This window comes from Streptomyces sp. NPDC058335 (assembly GCF_042723915.1).
In the GTDB taxonomy this organism is placed as follows: Bacteria; Actinomycetota; Actinomycetes; order Streptomycetales; family Streptomycetaceae; genus Streptomyces.
Window position 1 is genome coordinate 150,228 of sequence record NZ_JBHXHX010000014.1, and the last position, 16,634, is coordinate 166,861.

Sequence of the window (16,634 nt, forward strand, 5' to 3'; positions counted from 1 at the left end):
GCGTCCGGCCGGGCCCGGTCGGTCGGGTAGAACTGGCGGCATGCGCATCGACTACGCCCCCGAAAGCCTGGGCGCCGGAGCCTTCTACCAGCTCCTCACCTCCGTCGTCGTGCCCCGGCCCATCGCCTGGGTGTCGACCCTCGCGGCCGACGGCACCACGGCGAACCTCGCACCGCACTCGTTCTTCACCGTCGCCTGCACCTCTCCGCCGATCGTCCAGTTCACCTCCGTGGGACGCAAGGACTCGCTGCGCAACATCGAGGCCACCGGCGAGTTCGTCGTCAACCTCGCCCCCGAACCGCTCTTCGAGCAGATCAACGCCAGCGCGGTCGACTTCCCCGCCGAGGTGGACGAGTTCGCGGCCGTCGGCATCGAGCGGGAGCCCTCGCTGCGCGTCGGTCCGCCCCGCGTGGCCGCCTCCCCGGTGGCGCTCGAATGCCGGCTCCATTCCACCCTGGGCATCGGCAACTCCACCCTGGTCCTCGGCCAGGTCGTGCACGCCGCCGTGCACGAGGACGCCGTCGTCGACGGCCGGCCCGACATCCGCAGGCTGCGGCCGCTGGCCCGGCTCGGCGGCAACGAGTGGGGCACCATCGGCGAGGTCCGCGAACTCGCCCGCATCCCCTACCGCGACTGGCCCAAGGCCTGACCCCGCGGCCGTCGCCGCGGCCGACGGCGCCTGACCGAGGGCGGCGCCATCCGGCTTCGTAGAGTGACCGTGTGATCCAACACGACGCGCCCGATGCCCATTTGCCGCCGCTCACCGTCGCCCGAGCCGACCGCCTGCGCGCCCTGACGGCCGACCATTTCGCCGCCCGACACGGCATACGGCCCACCGTGGAGGCGGACGCCGTCGAGCACGCCGGCCACCGGCACCCACTGCTCAACCTCGCCCGCTGGTGCGAGGACGCGCCCGAGGAGGCCTGGCCCGAACTGGTGCGGCAGCACTTCGCCCGGCTGGAGTCCGCCTCCCGCGGCGACGAGGACGCCGAGCAGCTGCTGAGCCGCACCTTCCTGCGGCTGCTGCCGTCCGACGCCCTGCCCGCCGACGGACAGTTCGCGTACGTCCGTCCGGTGGCCGAGGACCTGATCGCCGCGCTGGCGCTGGACGGCCCCGAGTCCGTGCGGATCCTCGGCGACCGCGACGTGGAGCGGGCGGGACTCGACGACCTGTGGGCCGCCGGGCGGGCGAACCTGCTGGCCGAGCCCGTCGAACACGCCGAGTTCCCCGGCCCGTCCGGGGCGGTGCTGCACTCCGTGTACGGCGACTCCCACTTCGTCGCCGGCAAGGCGCTGGTCCTGCCGGAACTGGTCCGCGACCTCACCGGCCGGGACCTGCCGGAGGCCGGCGCGCTCGTCGCCGTACCGACCCGACACCTCCTGGCCTTCCACCCCATCGTGGACGGCACCGTCGTCGACGCGGTCAACGACCTCGGGACGTACGCGCTCGGCGCCCACCAGGACGGCCCCGGCTCGCTGAGTCCTCGGCTGTACTGGTGGCACCAGGGGCGGCTGGACCGCCTCACCACCTTCGACCACGACACCCGCGCCCTGTCCGTCGTACCGCCGCCGGAACTGCTGGACCTGATGAAGCGGCTGCGCGGCGGCGGGGAGCCGACCGCCGGCCCGAACGACCCGAACGGCCCGAACGATCCGTACGACGTGGACCGGCTGGCGCGCGTCGTCGCCGAGTCGACCGGGCGCCTCGCGGACGATCCGGCCGGCTTCGGGCCCGCGCTCGACGCCGCCGTGGCCCACGCCCACGCCCTGTGCGCGGACGACCCGCGGGCGGCGAAGGTGGAGACCTGGGCGGCCTGGGTCACCGCGACGCAGATCGGCGGCGCCCTGTTCGGCACCGCCCTCGCCCGCGAGGGCACCGTGCGGTGCCGGATCGGCCACGAGACGTACACCCTGCCCGCCACCGGCCCCGCCCCGCACGCCGACGCCCGCGCCTGGCTCGACGCCTTCTGGACCGCCGTCGTCTGCCGCGACGGCGACCGGCTGCGACTGCTGTGCCAGGTTCCGGTGGAGGACCTGCGCCGCTCGGGGCCCGACCTCGACGACTACGTCTTCCACTGGATCGACACGTTGCAGAGCTACCTGGGCTCCGTACCCGCGGAGGACCTGGTGAAGAAGCTCGTCACGACGATGGAGACCTCCGACCCCAAGGTGGCGACCCGCACCCCGGCCGATTTCCTCAACCTCGTCGACTACCAGCCCATCGCCCTCTTCCACCGCGTGCTGACCCGTCAGGAGGACCACTTCACGCGGGCGCTCGCCGAAGCCCTCGACCACCACGCCGTCTACTACCGGGACTCCACCGACCCGCGCGGCCGGGTGGCCCTCGGCCCCCTCGCCCTGGTGTGCCTGGCCCGCGACATCGGGTTCGCGGTCGACACCACCTCGCCGTACCTGCCGAAGCACCTCGTCGAGGCGTCCTGGTACGGCGAGTTCGACACGTGAGACAGGGATGAGGCAGGGGCGGGACGGCGGAGGGGCGGGGGCGGGGTGACGCGCTCGCCCACGCCCTCGAACGCCCGGTGCCCACAGCGCACCGGGCGTTGTCAGTGGTCACCGGTAGCTTCGTTCTTGTCGCGCCGACTCCGGTGCGACAGCCCCCCTGCGCTGCGCCGACCTGGCGCGACCGGGCTTTGTGCTGCAAAGGAGATGGTGCGTTGTCGCACTGGGAGAAGTCGAGCACGGCACGGGTGGTGCCGCCCGCGCGGCCCCGCAAACTCGCCAAGGTCCCCTTCGTCGAACTGGCCGACGGACGCCTCCAGGGCGTCGTCTCCAGCGGCTCGGACATCGAGCGCGTGTACGTCTCCTCGGTGGCCGCCGCGACCTACGCGTTCGCGTGCAGCACCAACAACAACCGCCCCTGCGGCGGCGCCCGGGGTTCGTTCTGCAACCACATCCGCGCCCTGATCACCGAGGCCGTCCTGCAGTACGGCGCCGAGCGCGTCGCCCGCTATCTGCGCGTCGAGCCGGCCGGCGGGGAGGCGACGGTCCCCGGCATCACCGGCGCCATGACCGCCACCCGGCCGGCCCCCGCCGACGGCAAGACCGCGGCCGCCTCCGTCTTCAGCCGGTTCCTGCGGCACCTCGCCTACCTCGAACTGGCGCCCACCACCGCCCCGCTGCCCGAGATGCAGTGGTTCCCGCCGACCAGGACGGCGGCCGCCACCGAGGTGCCCCCGCGGGCGGCCGAGCCGGTCACGGAGGAGCGGCGCGCGGACCCGCTGACCATGCCCGTCGAGGGACTCGGCGAGGCCCTCGCGGCGGTCGACGCCTTCGACCGGGAAGGTCGCGGCCGGAGCCGCGGGCGAGGACCATCTCGTCGCCCTCGCCGCCGCCCGCACCGCACTGCTGGGCGCGGCACACGACGCCCTGGCGGCCCGCGCCGACGAGAGCACCGGCCGCGCCCGCGGCGAGGCCACGGCAGCCGCTCCGGAACAACAACAGACCGTCAACCTGCTGTCGGCCGCCCGGACCTGGCTCGCCGACCTGGCCCGCGCCGGCTGGCAGGGCATCGACCACGAACTGGTCGGTTCGGCCGCGCAGATCGTCTCCGCGATGCTGCCCGACCCCGCCCTGCGCCGACTGGCCACCCTGCTCGACGGCTTCGCCGCCGAACTCGCCGCCTCCTGCCCCGGCGCCTCCCTGGACCGCTTCCCGGCCCGCCGCTGGGGCGACCTGTGGGCGCGCGCCCTGCTGCTGACCCGCCCCGGCGCCGCCGCACCCCGGCCGGCCGCCCCCGCCACCGGCCGCCTGCTTCCCCTCGGCATCGACCTGCACGAGCACGCGACGGCCGCCCAGGCGCAGGTCCACGCGGTGTTCGAGCCCACGGACGGCGGCACGCCCCGCCTGGTGCGGGCGAGCGTCTCCGTGCCCAAGCCGGACACCGTCGTCGCGGCCGGCGTCTGGCAGCTCCTGCGGCCGCACCTGCCGCTGCTCACGGCCCTCGGCGAAGGCCGGTCCATGCAGCTCACCGACATGCCCCTCACCGAGGACGGCGACCTGATCTGGGACGACGACCGGGCCCGCGCGGGCGGACCGGCCGACGCCTTCGCCACCGCACGCGTCGCCCTCCCGGTCGCCACGGCCCCGCCCACCGCACCCCTGGACCGCCACACCGCGCGTCTCGCCGAACCGGTGTTCCTGGAGGGCTACGCCACCCGGCAGGACGACGACTCCCCGCTCACCTTCGGCTTCGCCGGACACTCCCTCACCGTGGACACGGACCGCATCCCGGCCGCCGGTCCGCTCACCCCCGAGGCGGTGGCCGCCTCCAGCGCCTGCATCGGCCTGCTGCGCTGGGACGACGGCGAGTTCCACGTCCAGCCGCTCGCCGTCGAGACCACGGTGCGCAAGAAGACCGTCGCCCTCCAGGCGGGCGCCTGGGCGGGCGGCACCACCGACAAGACCGGCGCCAAGGCGGAGAAGGCCGCCACGGACGCCGTGACCGTCCTGCGGGAGCGGGCGGGAAGGCTGCTGCGCACATGAACCAGCCCGAGACCACCCTCGCGCACTCGGCCGAGCACGCCGCCGAGGCCGAGCCCCACCACAACCGCCGGCAGGTCCTCTACTGGAGGCTGCTCGCCCGCCTCTTCGACCCGGAGGAGCAGGCCGCGCTGGAGTCCGCGAGCCTCGCCGTCGTCGAGGACATCGGCCTGCCGCCCGCCCTGCTGGACCCGGGGGCCTCCGTCGACTCCATCGTGCAGCGCCACCCGGAACTGGCCGCCGAGTTCGACGGCCTGATGGTCCCCGAAGCCGAAGCCGAAGCCGGAGCCGGAGCCGGAGCCGGAGCCGAGCCCGACGCGGACGCGGACGCCGGTGAAGATGACGCCCGCGACCGCCCGGCCGAGGTGCGGCGCGCGGCCCTCGTCTCCAAGGTGCTGCTCAACGTCTTCTCCACCGGCACCGGAGCCGTCAGCGCCGGTCAGCTGGCGCGCTGGCAGTCCGACGCCGGCTGGCTGGAGCGGGCACTGGGCTGCACACCCGGCGACCTGCGAGGCGGCCGGGCGGGCGGCGGCCGGGGCGTCGGCCCGACCGGCTCGGGCGGCAACGGCAGGACACCCGACCTCAGCCGGCTGATCCCGCAGATCGGACCCGAACTCGGCGCCCTCGAAGGCGATCTGGTCAAGCGGATGCACCTGCGCGAGGTGCTCGCCGATCCCGCGCTCGCCGCCCGGCTCACGCCGAGCATGTCGCTGATCGAGCAACTGCTGCGGGACAAGAACAACCTGTCCGGCGTCGCCCTCGCCAACGCCAAGGCGCTGATCCGCCGGTTCGTCGACGAGGTCGCCGAAGTGCTGCGCACCCAGGTCGAGAAGGCCACGGTCGGCGCCATCGACCGGTCCGTCCCGCCGAAAAGGGTGTTCCGCAACCTCGACCTCGACCGCACCATCTGGAAGAACCTCACCAACTACAGTCCGGAGGAGGAGCGGCTCTACGTCGACCGCCTCTACTACCGGCACACCGCCCGCAGGACGACACCGCAGCGGCTCGTCGTGGTGGTGGACCAGTCGGGCTCGATGGTCGACTCCATGGTCAACTGCACCATCCTCGCCTCGATCTTCGCCGGGCTGCCCAAGGTCGACGTCCACCTCATCGCGTACGACACGCAGGCACTCGACCTCACCCCCTGGGTGCACGACCCCTTCGAGACCCTGCTGCGCACCAACCTCGGCGGCGGCACCGACGGCACCGTCGCCATGGCCCTCGCTCAGTCGAAGATCGCCGAACCGCGCAACACCGTCGTGGTGTGGATCTCCGACTTCTACGAGTGGCGCAGTGAGCCCCTCTACGACAGCATGGCCGCCCTGCACCGCTCCGGGGTCAAGTTCATCCCCGTCGGCTCGGTGACCAGCTCGGGCCGCGGCAGCGTCAACCCCTGGTTCCGGGAACGCTTCAAGGACCTCGGCACGCCGGTGCTCTCCGGCCACATACGCAAGCTCGTGCACGAGCTGAAGACGTTCCTGACCTGAGACGCCCGCTCCTCTCGCTCTCCCTCCCTTTCTCACTTCCTTCTCGCCCTTCCGCAGAAAGGCATGTCGATGTCCGACCTGTTGCGCGCCCCCGCCGAGATCAAGTACGCCGAGGAGCTGGACTGGCTGGAGTCGGTCGACGACGGCCCCAAGCCGTTCTCCTGGCGGCTGTCGCCGAAGACGGTCCGGCTGTTCGTCCTCGGTTCCGAGCGCGCCGACGGTCTCGACCGGGACGTCTCGCAGAAGTGGTTCGGCGACCGCAGCATCGTCGAGCGGGCCATCGTCACCCTGGCCTCCGACCGAGGTCTGCTGCTCATCGGCGACCCGGGCACCGGCAAGAGCTGGCTGGCCGAGCTGCTGGCCGCCGCGATCTGCCGCAACTCCACCCAGGTCGTGCAAGGCACGGCCGGCACCACCGAGGACCACATCAAGTACTCGTGGAACGTGTCCATGGTGATCGCCAAGGGCCAGTCCCGCGAGTCGATGATCCCCTCACCGATCATGACGGCGATGGAGACCGGCACGATCGGCCGCGTCGAGGAACTCACCCGCTCCACCAGCGACGTCCAGGACGCCCTGATCTCCATCCTGTCCGAGAAGTACATCTCGGTGCCCGAACTCGACAGCGACAACATCGTGTTCGCCCAGCCGGGCTTCTCCGTCATCGCCACCGCCAACAGCCGCGACCGGGGTGTCAACGATCTGTCCTCCGCGCTCAAGCGCCGCTTCAACTTCGTCCGCATCCCGGTCGTGACGAACAGGAAGAGCGAGGCGGAGATCGTCCGCTTCCGCACCGAGGAACTCCTGCGCCGCCACCAGATCGAACTGGACGTCCCGCCCACCCTGCTGGACGTGCTGCTCCAGAGCTTCGCCGACCTGCGTGCCTCCTCCGCCGCGGCGGCCGGTGACGACGAGAAGCTGGAGTCCGCGCTGTCCACGGCCGAGCAGATCGGCGTGCTGGAGGACGCCATCCTGCGCAGCAACTTCTTCGGCGAGCGCGCCCTGACCGCGCACGCCCTCGCCTCCTCCCTGGTCGGCTCCCTCGCCCGCCGTGAACCGGAGGACCTGGCGATCCTCAACAAGTACCTGCACGGCGTCGTCGAGCCGCGCAGCAAGGAAGAGGGGGGCTCCTGGCCGGAGTTCCTGGAGGGCGGCCGCGACGCGATCGCGACCCTCTCGTGAGCACCCCGCCCGAGGGCACGTTCACCGCCCTGCGTACCCAGCTCCAGGACGCCGCCACGGCGTTCGCCGACGGACCCGGCGCCCTCGAAGGCATCCTGCGGGGCATCGTCGACGACGTCGAGCGCGCGGTGCGCGAGCCGCTGGAGATCTTCCCCGTCTGTCACCACTCCCCGGCCTCGGCGCTTGCCATGGCCCGCCGGCTCCGCGAGAAGCAGCCGAAGGTGGTCTACCTGGAGCTGTGCGAGGACATGGCGCCCCTCCTCACCGAGCTGCGCAACTGCCGCCTCCCGGTGGCGGTACAGGCCTTCGCGTCCGAGCTCGAGGGCTTCCCGGCGGACTGGGCGCCGCTGTCCGTCGTCGCGCCGGTCACCGAGGCATCCGCCGAGTACCAGGCGATCGCGTACGCCCTCGACACCCCGGGCGTCGACCTCGTCCTCGTCGACCGCTCCTCGGACCACGTCTTCCAGTGGGAGACCCCGCCCGCCGCGGACGCCGGAACGGACGCCCCGCCCGCCGACGAGGAGAGCGCCCTGCACGGCGACGCGGTCGGCGTCGAGATCGGCGACCTGCGCCCCCGCTTCGCCGAACTGGAGGAGCACCTGCTGCGCCACGGCCGCGTGCGGCACTGGTCGGAGTGGTGGCACCAGTACGTCGAACTGCCCCTCGGCGGCAGCGACCACGACACCTACCGCCAGGTCATGCTGCTCGTCGGCAGCCTCTTCCGGCGCCTGGCACCCGGCGACCAGCGCCGGGTCCGGGTCGACGAGGACCGCGAGCGGTACATGTGGACGCGGATGCGCGAACACCTCGCGGCCACCGGCACCGACCCAGCCGACTGCCTCTACGTCTGCGGCGCGTTCCACGCGGCCAGCCGCGTCGAGGAGTTCGGCGTCGAGGGCAGCGACACCTTCACCATCAGCCCGCCCACCCCCACCGCGTGGCGGCACGGACTCATCCCCTCCAGCCACGCCGCGATCGAGGCGCAGTTCGGCCTCGCCGCCGGGTCGGTGTCCATCGCCGCGACGGAATGGGCGAAGAACCTCAAGCGCACCGGAGTGCGGCCCTACCGCCTGGAGGGACAGGCCGGCACGAAGAGGAGCAGCAGGCCGAGAAGGACGGCCGTGCCCGCGCTGTCCGCCGCCGCGGCCCCACCCGCCGACCGGCTCACCGGGTTCCTCCAGCGGCCGCCGGCCCTCGACCCCCTCGACGAGGCCGAACTGCTCGGCTGGTCCGTGGAGATCGTGCGGGCCGCACGGCGGGGCGGCTACCTCGCCTCCACCGCCGACGCCATCGCCGTGTTCGAGACGTCGATCCTGCTGGCCGGGATGCGCGACCGGGTCCGCCCGACGCCGTACGACTTCCAGGACGCGGCCGTCACCTGCATCGAGAAGGAGGCCGTACCGGGGCGGCGCGATGTCGCGCGGCTCGTCGAGATCATGATGGGCGGCGACCGGATCGGCCAGGTCGGGTACGACGCGCTGCCGCCCCTCGCCCGGGACGTCCACGACCGGCTCGCCCCGCTGAACCTGAAGCTCCAGCAGCGCGGCGTACAGCGCGCCCTGCTGGACATCGCCGGCCGGCCGGAGCTGGAGCGCTGCTCCGACCTGCTGTGGATGCTGCGGCGGCTGCTGCCGCACGGCGCCGCCCGGCCGATCATGGGCGACCGGCGCCTCGGGGAGCGCGCGATCCAGGAGTCCTGGGACCTGGCCCTCGGCACCCACCAGCGGGCGCTCATCGAGCTGGGCTACGAGGGCGTCAGCATCGAACAGGTCCTGGAACAGCGGCTGCGGCGCGCCGCGTACGCCCCGCAGGCCACGGCGGCGCAGGTCCTGGAGGCCGTCGAGGACGCCATCCTTCATCTGCGCAGCCGTCGCCTCGCCGACGAACTGGGCACCCGCGCCCTGGAGGTCCTCGCGGGCGAGCGCAGTGTCGACGGGGCACCCGAGGTGCTGCGCCGCGTCCGCCGCCTGCTGGCCTACTACCGCACCGGCGAGCCGGTCCTGCCGCCCTGGATCGAGTCCTTCGTCAAGACCGGCTACGCGCACTACTGCACGCTGCTGCCGACGGCGTTCACCGACGAGGACGCCACCGTGCGGCAGGTCGCGGCCATGCTGGGCTTCCTGTTCGGCATGGAGGGCCTCGCCCTGTCCCTCGGCTGCGACCGTACGCAGCTGGAGCTGGCCCTCGCCCAGTCCCACCCGCAGGAGCCGTCCCGCACGGCGCTGCTCTGGGCGGCGCAGACGCACCTGGGCACGCTGTCCCGGACGGACCTGCGGGCCCGCTGCGACGAGCTGCTCGGCAACCCGCTGGTGGTGCCCGCGTACCCGCGCTATCTCAGCGGGTTCGTGCACGCGCTGGAGCCGGTGCCGGGGCTGGCCGACTTCGTCGTCGAGGCGGTGTCGAACGCCTTCGCGCGGCTTCCGGATCCGGTCCTGCTGCCCTGGCTGCCGACGCTGATCACCAGCCTGCGGGCGGGCGGTGCGGAGCTGGCCCCGCTGCTGATCCGTGAGGCGGGCCGGGTCTTCCCGGCCCGGCTGGCGCAGCTGGACTCCTGGGTGCCGCCGTGGCGTGCCCCGCAGGAACTTCCGGCCGTCCGGCCGGGACAGGTCACCGGAGCCCCCGGAGGTGTCGCCCTCCTCGCCACGCATCCGGCGACCTGCGACGCGCTGGCGGAGCTGCTCGGCTGCGACGGCACCTGGGCGAGCCCCGAGGCGACCGCCCCGCGGGGCGCGGAGCTGCTCGCCGGTCACCCGGCGACCGCGACGGCACTGGAGGCGCTGCTGGCGGCCGGCTGACGCGAACGGGCCGCTCCCACCGCTGTCAGGTGCGGTGGGAACGGCCCGTTCTGCCCAGGGGGACCCGGTGCCGAAGAAGCGGCCTAGTGGTGCCGGGCGCCGACCGAGAGGGCGCCCGTCACCTTTGCCGCGCCGGTCAGGTCGTACACGACGGCGCCCGTGGACTTCTTCCAGATGGTGATGCGGAAGGTGTCCGGCGCGTCCGTGGCGGTGACGCGGAAGGCGTAGCCGGCGGTGCCGGCGACGGTGCCGGAGCCCTCGAGGACGGCCCGGGAACCCGTGACCACCAGCCAGTCGAGCGCGGTGGAGCGGAACTTCAGCCGGGCCGGGCCGAAGTCGAAGGTGACCCGGCCGGTCGGCGTGGTGGCACCCGTGCGGTAGTCGGCGGCCAGGGAGAAGGCCGCCTTGCCGGCGAGCGCCGCGTCGGCCGGGTAGGCCCCGGCGGGGGAGGCGACGAGGCCCGCGCCGGCCGCGGGGCCCGCTGCACGGTCGTACACGATCAGCTCGGGGAGCGTCGTGCTGTCCGAGGCGCCCTCGTCGTCCGTGACCGTCACCACCGGGCGGTGGATGCCCGCCGCGGTGTAGACGTGCGCCGCCCGGCAGCCCGTGTCGGTGACCGTTCCCGGCACCGGCTTCGTGCCGTCGTCGAAGTCGACCACGCAGGTGTGGCCGTCGGAGGTGCCCGGGTCGGTGAAGCCGACGGTGACGGCGGCCCGCTGGCGGACGCTCACCGGTGACGTGGGCCCGGCCGCGGACGTGATCGCCGGGGCCGCGTTGGCGACGGTCACGGTGGCCGAGTCGGTGCCGCGGCCACCGGTGAGGGTCACCTCGTAGGTGCCGTCGTCGGTGCAGGTGACGGTGGTCTTCGCCGACTTGGCGTCCGCGAAGGCGCAGGGGGCGTCCTTCTCGGCCGTCCACTCGGCGGTGCCCGCGCCGGAGATCGTGCCGTTCAGACCGATCTTGTCGCCTTCCTTGCCGGAGGCGTCCGGGCCGGCGCGGACGATGCTGACCGGGTCGATGCTCCCCAGGGTGGGAACAACCTTCTTCAGCAGGCCGTCGGCGTCGAACTCCAGCTTGTCGATGGTCGTTTCGCGGTGCGTGCCGTCACCGCCCGGGATGGCGAAGCGGTGGTAGGCGACGTACCAGTCGTCGGTGTTCGGGACGTGGACCACCGAGTGGTGACCGGGGCCCTTGATGCCGAGTGAGAGGTCCTTCTGCAGGATCACGCCCTGCTTGGTCCAGGGACCGGTGGGCGAGGAGCCGGTGGCGTAGGCGACCTGGTAGTTCTCGTCACGTGTGTCGTTCTCCGACCACATGAAGTAGTAGGTGCCCTTGCGCTTGATGACGAAGGTGCCCTCGTTGTAGCCGCTCGGGGTGATGTCGGTGACCTTCGAGGCGTCGAAGGAGATCATGTCGTCGTCGAGCGGCACCACGTAGGCGCGGCCGTTGCCCCAGTACAGGTACGACTGGCCGTCGTCGTCCGTGAAGACCGCCGGGTCGATCATCTGACCCCGGTGGTCGCCCGCCTTCAGCAGCGGCTTGCCGAGCGCGTCCTTGAACGGGCCGGTGGGCGAGTCGGAGACCGCGACACCGATGTTCGCGTCGGCGCAGAAGTAGAAGTAGTACTTGCCGTTCCGCTCCTCCATGGCCGGCGCCCAGGCCCTGCTGTCCGCCCAGGAGACGTCCGGACCCAGGTCCAGGATGACGCCGTGGTCCTTCCAGTGGACGAGGTCGGTCGAGGAGTACGCCTTGAACTGCGTACCGCTCCAGCCCTCGAAGCCGTCGGTGGTGGGATAGAGGTAGAAGGTGTCACCGAAGCGGACGATGTTCGGGTCGGCGTTGAGGCCGGGGAGGACCGGACTCTTCATGATCACGGCCGAGACCGTCCAGGTGCGCTTCTTCCCGTCCGAACCCGTGACCTCGTACGTCACCGGCTCGGTGAAGTCGTGCAGGGTGCCGGAGGCGGGGCTGATGCTCGCGCCGTGGGCCAGGGTGAACTGCGGTGCCAGGGCGGTGACGTCACTGCCCTCGGTCAGCGGCAGGACGACCTTGTCGTCCTTGTCGTTGATCAGCGCGTCCACCTTGAGCGCCGGGTGGGTCGCCGCGGCGATGCCGGTGGTGTTGCCGCTGAGCTCCAGAACCTCGGCGGGCGTCAGGGCCCGGTTGTAGATCCGGAAATCGTCGACCTCGCCACCGAAGTACGGGTCCGGGGAGTACATGGACTTGCCGATGTAGCCCGTGTGGTCCTTGGCGGAGTCGTACAGCTCGGACGGCTTGATCGTGACGCCGTTCACGCGGGCCGCTTCGGCGCCGTCCACGTAGAGGATCGCCGTCTCGGTCGTCCCGTTCAGCGTGACGGTGATGTGCTTCCACTCACCCTGGGTGAGCTGCGAGCCGCCGATCATCTGCTTCTCCCCGGACCACGTGGCCTTCGTGATCGCGGAGAACAGCTTTCCGCCACCGTTGGAGGGGGTGGCGAAGAGGTACTTGTCGCTGTCGGGGCCGAGCCCGAACAGCCACTGGAAGTTGTCGCCGCCCTTCCACTTGACGTAGGTGGAGACGGTGACGCCGGCCGCGCCCTTCAACACCCCGTTGGGGATCTTCACGTACGGCGAGGCGGAGCTGCTGGAGCCGCCGGACATCTTGAACGAGCCGCCGTCCACGCCGGTCCCGAAGTCGGGCGTACGGACGTAGGTGCCGTGGTAGCCGTGGCCGCTGGAGTCGCGGGCGATGTTGCCGCCGGTCTCGTCGAAGCCGTAGTGCAGGAGCAGGTCGGCCGGGACGTCCGGCCCCTCGGCGGAGACCGTGACCTCGGCGCTGACCTCGATCGCCGCGTCGCCGGGCAGATCGCCCGTCACCGTGAAGGTGCCGGCCTGCGCGTACTGCGACTCGGCCACGTCCTCCCAGGTGACGGCGACGGGCCGCTTCGCGCCGTCCGCGTACTCGGCGATGACGGTGGCGGGCAGGACCGGGGCGTCACCGATGCGCGTCTCGACCTTGACGTCCTCGGCGCTCGTGACGATCTGGTCCGGCTGGTAGGTCGTCAGCAGCCGGTCGTACTCGGCCTGGGTGACCGGGAGCACGGTGCCGTGCCGGGGTTTGGACGGCAGGTCGTAGCCGGTGGACGGGGTCCATACGCCGGAGTCGAGGTCGGTCGTCTCGAAGGGTATGTAGCCGCGGCCTCCGAACTCGTCGAGGAACGCGTACCACTTCTCCTCGGTGTTCGACTTGAACACCAGCGGCCCTTCGGCGGCGCTCATGGCGCCCTTGCCGATGCCCTCGGCGACGGCCGTCCAGGAGGTGTCGAGGAGCGAGTCGCTCTTCTCCTCGAAGACGAACTTGCTGTTGGGGGTGGAGGAGGTGTTGTTCCGTTCGTCCTTGGAGAGGCGGAAGTACGTGCCGTCGTGCTGGATGACGGTGGAGTCGATGACCGAGTAGCCGCGGTCGATCCAGACCTTGGGCTCGCTGAAGGTGTAGAAGTCGCGGGTCGTCGCGTACATCATGCGGTTGTAGGTGTCGCCGGAGTGGTCGGCGTTCGCGTACAGCTTCGAGGCCCAGAAGACGACGTACTCGCCGAGCTGCTCGTCGTAGTAGGCCTCAGGGGCCCAGGTGTTGCCCGCCGAGTCGGGGGAGACCTTGACCAGGCGCTGGTCGGTCCAGTTCACCAGGTCGGTGGACTCCCAGACCATGATGGACTTGCTGCCGGTGCGCTGCGAGGCGTCCCAGTCGCCGTTGCCGTAGATCCGCAGGTCGGTCGCGATCTGGTAGAACTTGTCGCCCTCCGGGGAGCGGATGATGAACGGGTCGCGCAGGCCCTTCTCGCCGAGCGTGGAGGTCAGGACCGGCTTGCCGTCGTTCAACTCCCGCCACTTCAACGGGTCGTTGCCCTTGCTGAGGGCCGCGTAGAGCTGCTCGCCGTCCGAGGTGCCCTCGCCGGTGAAGTAGCTGAACATGTAGCCCTTGTAGGCCTGGGTCGCGGGCAGCTCGGGCACCTCGGCCGTGAAGGCGCGGGTGGTCTTCGCGTCGCCCTTGGTGACGGTCGCGGTCAGCTCGACGGTCGTGGCGCCGGCGCCGTGCGCCGGGCGGTGGACCCTACCGTCGTCGGCCACGACACCAGCGTTCGCGGAGGACCAGGCGACCTTGGTGCCGTAGGCGCCCGTGGCGGGCAGCGTGAGGTTGCCGCGTACGTCGTCGAGGTTGCGCACGGTGAGCGCCTCGGCGGCCTGCTCGGTGGCGGTCGTGTCGTCGAAGGCCGCCGGGATCGTGACGTCGAAGGTCTTGGTGTCGCTGACGGTGCCCTTCCGCAGGGTCGCCGTGAGCGTGGCCCGGCCGTCCGGTTCACCGGCGGCGGGACGGGTCACCGCGCCGGAGTCCGACACCACGGAGGGGTTGTCGCTCTTCCAGGCGATGGCCGAGCCGCCGGCCGTGCCGGTCTTCGGCAGCGTGAGGTCGGCGGTGACGCCGTCGGTGTCCCCGAGGCTGAGGGCGGCCTTGTCGTCGGCGACGCCCCGCACGGCCACGGGGAGCGCGAGCTGCTCGACCTCGGAGCCGGCCAGCGCCCGGTCGTAGACGCGGAAGTCGCGCATCCTGCCCTTGAACAGTTTGTCGCCGGAGTAGACAGACTTGCCTATCGCGTTGGCGGTGGTGGTGCCGGAGCCGATGGCGCCGGGGGTGATGGTGACCGCCGTGTTGCGGGCGACCTCCACCCCGTCCTCGTAGAGCACACCCGTGCCGCCGGTCTGGGTGTACGTGACGTGCTTCCACACCGCGCGGGTCAGGTTGTGCGAGTCGGCGGGCCTGGTCGTCTGCTCGGTCGACCAGTTGCCGGTCGCGACGGACGTGCGCAGGGAGTTGCCGGTGGTGAAGAGGTAACCGTTTCCGTTGCCGCCGCTGGAGTTGCCGAAGCCGTAGAGGAAGTAGGGCGTGCTCTGGGCCGCGTCGATGAGTACGTCCATCGAGACGGAGATCGAGTTCAGGCCCTTCATCACGTCGTTCGGCACCTTGACGTAGGTGTCCGAGCCGTTGAAGGCGAGCCCCTGGCCGGCGGCGGACCAGTCGGCGGTGCCCTGGACGGTGCCGTCGCGGCCGTGCCCGGAGGAGTCGGTGACACCGGCGGGCCCGTCGAGCGCGTACCGCAGGACGAGTCCGTCCGTGATGTCGGCAGCTTCCGCCGCCTGGGTGGAGGTCGCGGTGCCGGTGAGACCGAGCAGCAGGGAGGCGGCGGTCAGTCCGGCGAGGCGGCCCGCCCACCGTCTCGCGTGGCTGCGATGTCGTGGGGTGTGCGTCATTGTCGGCCCGCCGTTTCCGCTGTGTGACGTGGTGTTGCGAGAGTGTCAAACGGGGATCGGCACGGCGTCAATAGATCTCGAACAATGTCCGACAGGTCGAACATGGGGGTGCGGGGCACCGCCCGCCGCCTCGAGAGCCGTTGGGGACCCGCGCCGCAGTCCGCACCTCCGTGCGGGAGTTGAGCACCCGTGCGAGCCGGGGTCCCTCACCCGAGTGGCGTACGGGCCGCCATCGTGTGAGTGCGAGTGCAAAGGGCAGGCCTTCTGCGACGGTACGCGCGAGGGCGAGGAGCACGCCGGTGACCGACGTCTGTTTCAGGGCCGACTTCGCCTCGGCCCGCCAGTGGGCCGCGGGCCGCTCGTGGGCCTATCCCGGGGGCGGGCCCGTCAACCCCGACGACGACAAACTCGACCACCTGGTGGCCGACCCCGCCTACGCGCGCACCGGCACCTTCCGGGCCACCCGGCGCGCCGACGGTCTCTGGGACACCGGACTGCTCACCACGGAGGGCAGCGAGGAGGGCTTCACGGCCCGCACCGGCGACCGGCTGGAGGCCACGGTGCGGCTGCCCGTCGAGACCGGAGCCTGGCCCGCCATCTGGACCTGGCGCGACGGCGGCGAGGAGATCGACGTCTTCGAGTACCACCCCGACAACCCGGACCTGCTGGAACTGTCCAACCACGTCCGGGACACCCACCGCTACCACCGCGACGACGCCGTCCGCCCCGGCGGCTGGATCGACCTGGCCGTCGAGTTCGGCGCCCGCGACGTCGTATGGTCCCTGAACGGCACGGCCGTCTTCGCCGACCGGCGGGGCGTGGGCCGGCACTGGGAGGCCCACCTCATCGTCAACCTCTCGGTGTGCGCGGGCCGTTACCACCCGCCGCCCGACCCGGAGGTGACCGAGATGTCCTTCGAGGTGGCCGCGCTCACCGTCCGCCGGGACCCCTGCGCCTGACATCCCGGCGGCCCGGCCGGCGCGCGGGTCACGGTCCCACGGCCCGCGCCGGCCCGCCACCCGGGCGTGGCGGTCGGGGTACCGACTCCCCCGAATGGCCCGCCCCGGCGGGACGCGGGGCGGCCCGCGCGGTCTTCTGGAGGCACGCCCGACAGAAGGGACGAGCCGTGTACGAGATGAAGGTGGGCCTCGCGTCGGGTGGCGGTGAGCATGTGTGGCATGTGGTGGTCCCGCACCAGGGGACGAGCCTGTGCGGCACCGATGTCACCGCCACCGGCGCGACGGCCACGAACACCACCGACCGCCACTGCACCCCCTGCATGCTCCATTTGCAGACGCTACTGGACGCCGACCGGCACTGAACCGGCCGGCTGTCCCGCGGGACCTCCCGCGTCGCGCTTCCTCCCCCCGGGCCCTGCCGCC

General features: G+C 72.1%; 9 protein-coding genes and 1 pseudogene. 9 read left to right on the forward strand and 1 reads right to left on the reverse strand.

Going from position 1 to position 16,634, the window contains the following annotated elements:
* The first annotated feature begins 40 nt into the window (after positions 1-40).
* The 7 genes and pseudogenes from ACFWJX_RS26720 (at position 41) to ACFWJX_RS26750 (ending at position 9,964) form a co-directional block, all read left to right on the forward strand.
* The gene (locus ACFWJX_RS26720; protein WP_383248051.1) at positions 41-649 is read left to right on the forward strand and encodes a flavin reductase family protein; all 609 of its coding nucleotides are present in this window, start codon (positions 41-43) and stop codon (positions 647-649) included.
* 71 nt (positions 650-720) lie between these two features.
* On the forward strand, positions 721-2,463 hold the full coding sequence (locus tag ACFWJX_RS26725; protein ID WP_383248053.1) for an immunity 49 family protein: 1,743 nt from the start codon (positions 721-723) through the stop codon (positions 2,461-2,463).
* Positions 2,464-2,675: 212 nt separating this feature from the next.
* Positions 2,676-3,179, forward strand: a pseudogene (locus ACFWJX_RS26730) (hypothetical protein); the annotation flags it as partial.
* 394 nt (positions 3,180-3,573) lie between these two features.
* Positions 3,574-4,503: a hypothetical protein gene (locus ACFWJX_RS26735; RefSeq protein WP_383248233.1), complete on the forward strand. Its 930-nt coding sequence runs from the start codon at positions 3,574-3,576 to the stop codon at positions 4,501-4,503.
* A complete protein-coding gene (locus tag ACFWJX_RS26740; RefSeq protein WP_383248216.1) occupies positions 4,500-5,987 on the forward strand; it encodes a VWA domain-containing protein in 1,488 nt (495 codons plus the stop codon). Before ACFWJX_RS26735 ends, ACFWJX_RS26740 begins: the two co-directional genes overlap by 4 nt.
* A gap of 69 nt (positions 5,988-6,056) precedes the next feature.
* Positions 6,057-7,169 carry an AAA family ATPase gene (locus ACFWJX_RS26745; protein ID WP_383248055.1) on the forward strand — a complete coding sequence of 371 codons (1,113 nt, stop codon included), beginning with the start codon at positions 6,057-6,059 and terminating at the stop codon, positions 7,167-7,169.
* Positions 7,166-9,964 (forward strand): hypothetical protein, encoded by a 2,799-nt coding sequence (locus ACFWJX_RS26750; protein WP_383248057.1) that lies wholly within the window; start codon positions 7,166-7,168, stop codon positions 9,962-9,964. The genes ACFWJX_RS26745 and ACFWJX_RS26750 overlap by 4 nt, the downstream gene beginning before the upstream one ends.
* Positions 9,965-10,047: 83 nt before the next feature.
* Here ACFWJX_RS26750 and ACFWJX_RS26755 read toward each other — a convergent pair whose 3' ends face one another.
* On the reverse strand, positions 10,048-15,252 hold the full coding sequence (locus ACFWJX_RS26755; RefSeq protein ID WP_383248059.1) for a family 43 glycosylhydrolase: 5,205 nt from the start codon (positions 15,250-15,252) through the stop codon (positions 10,048-10,050).
* 299 nt (positions 15,253-15,551) lie between these two features.
* Between ACFWJX_RS26755 and ACFWJX_RS26760 the strand changes: the two genes are divergently transcribed.
* Together ACFWJX_RS26760 and ACFWJX_RS26765 are read left to right on the forward strand one after the other, a co-directional pair.
* Positions 15,552-16,211: a beta-glucanase gene (locus ACFWJX_RS26760; RefSeq protein ID WP_383248061.1), complete on the forward strand. Its 660-nt coding sequence runs from the start codon at positions 15,552-15,554 to the stop codon at positions 16,209-16,211.
* A 167-nt stretch (positions 16,212-16,378) separates the two neighbouring features.
* On the forward strand, positions 16,379-16,573 hold the full coding sequence (locus ACFWJX_RS26765) for a hypothetical protein (protein ID WP_383248063.1): 195 nt from the start codon (positions 16,379-16,381) through the stop codon (positions 16,571-16,573).
* Positions 16,574-16,634: the final 61 nt, after the last annotated feature.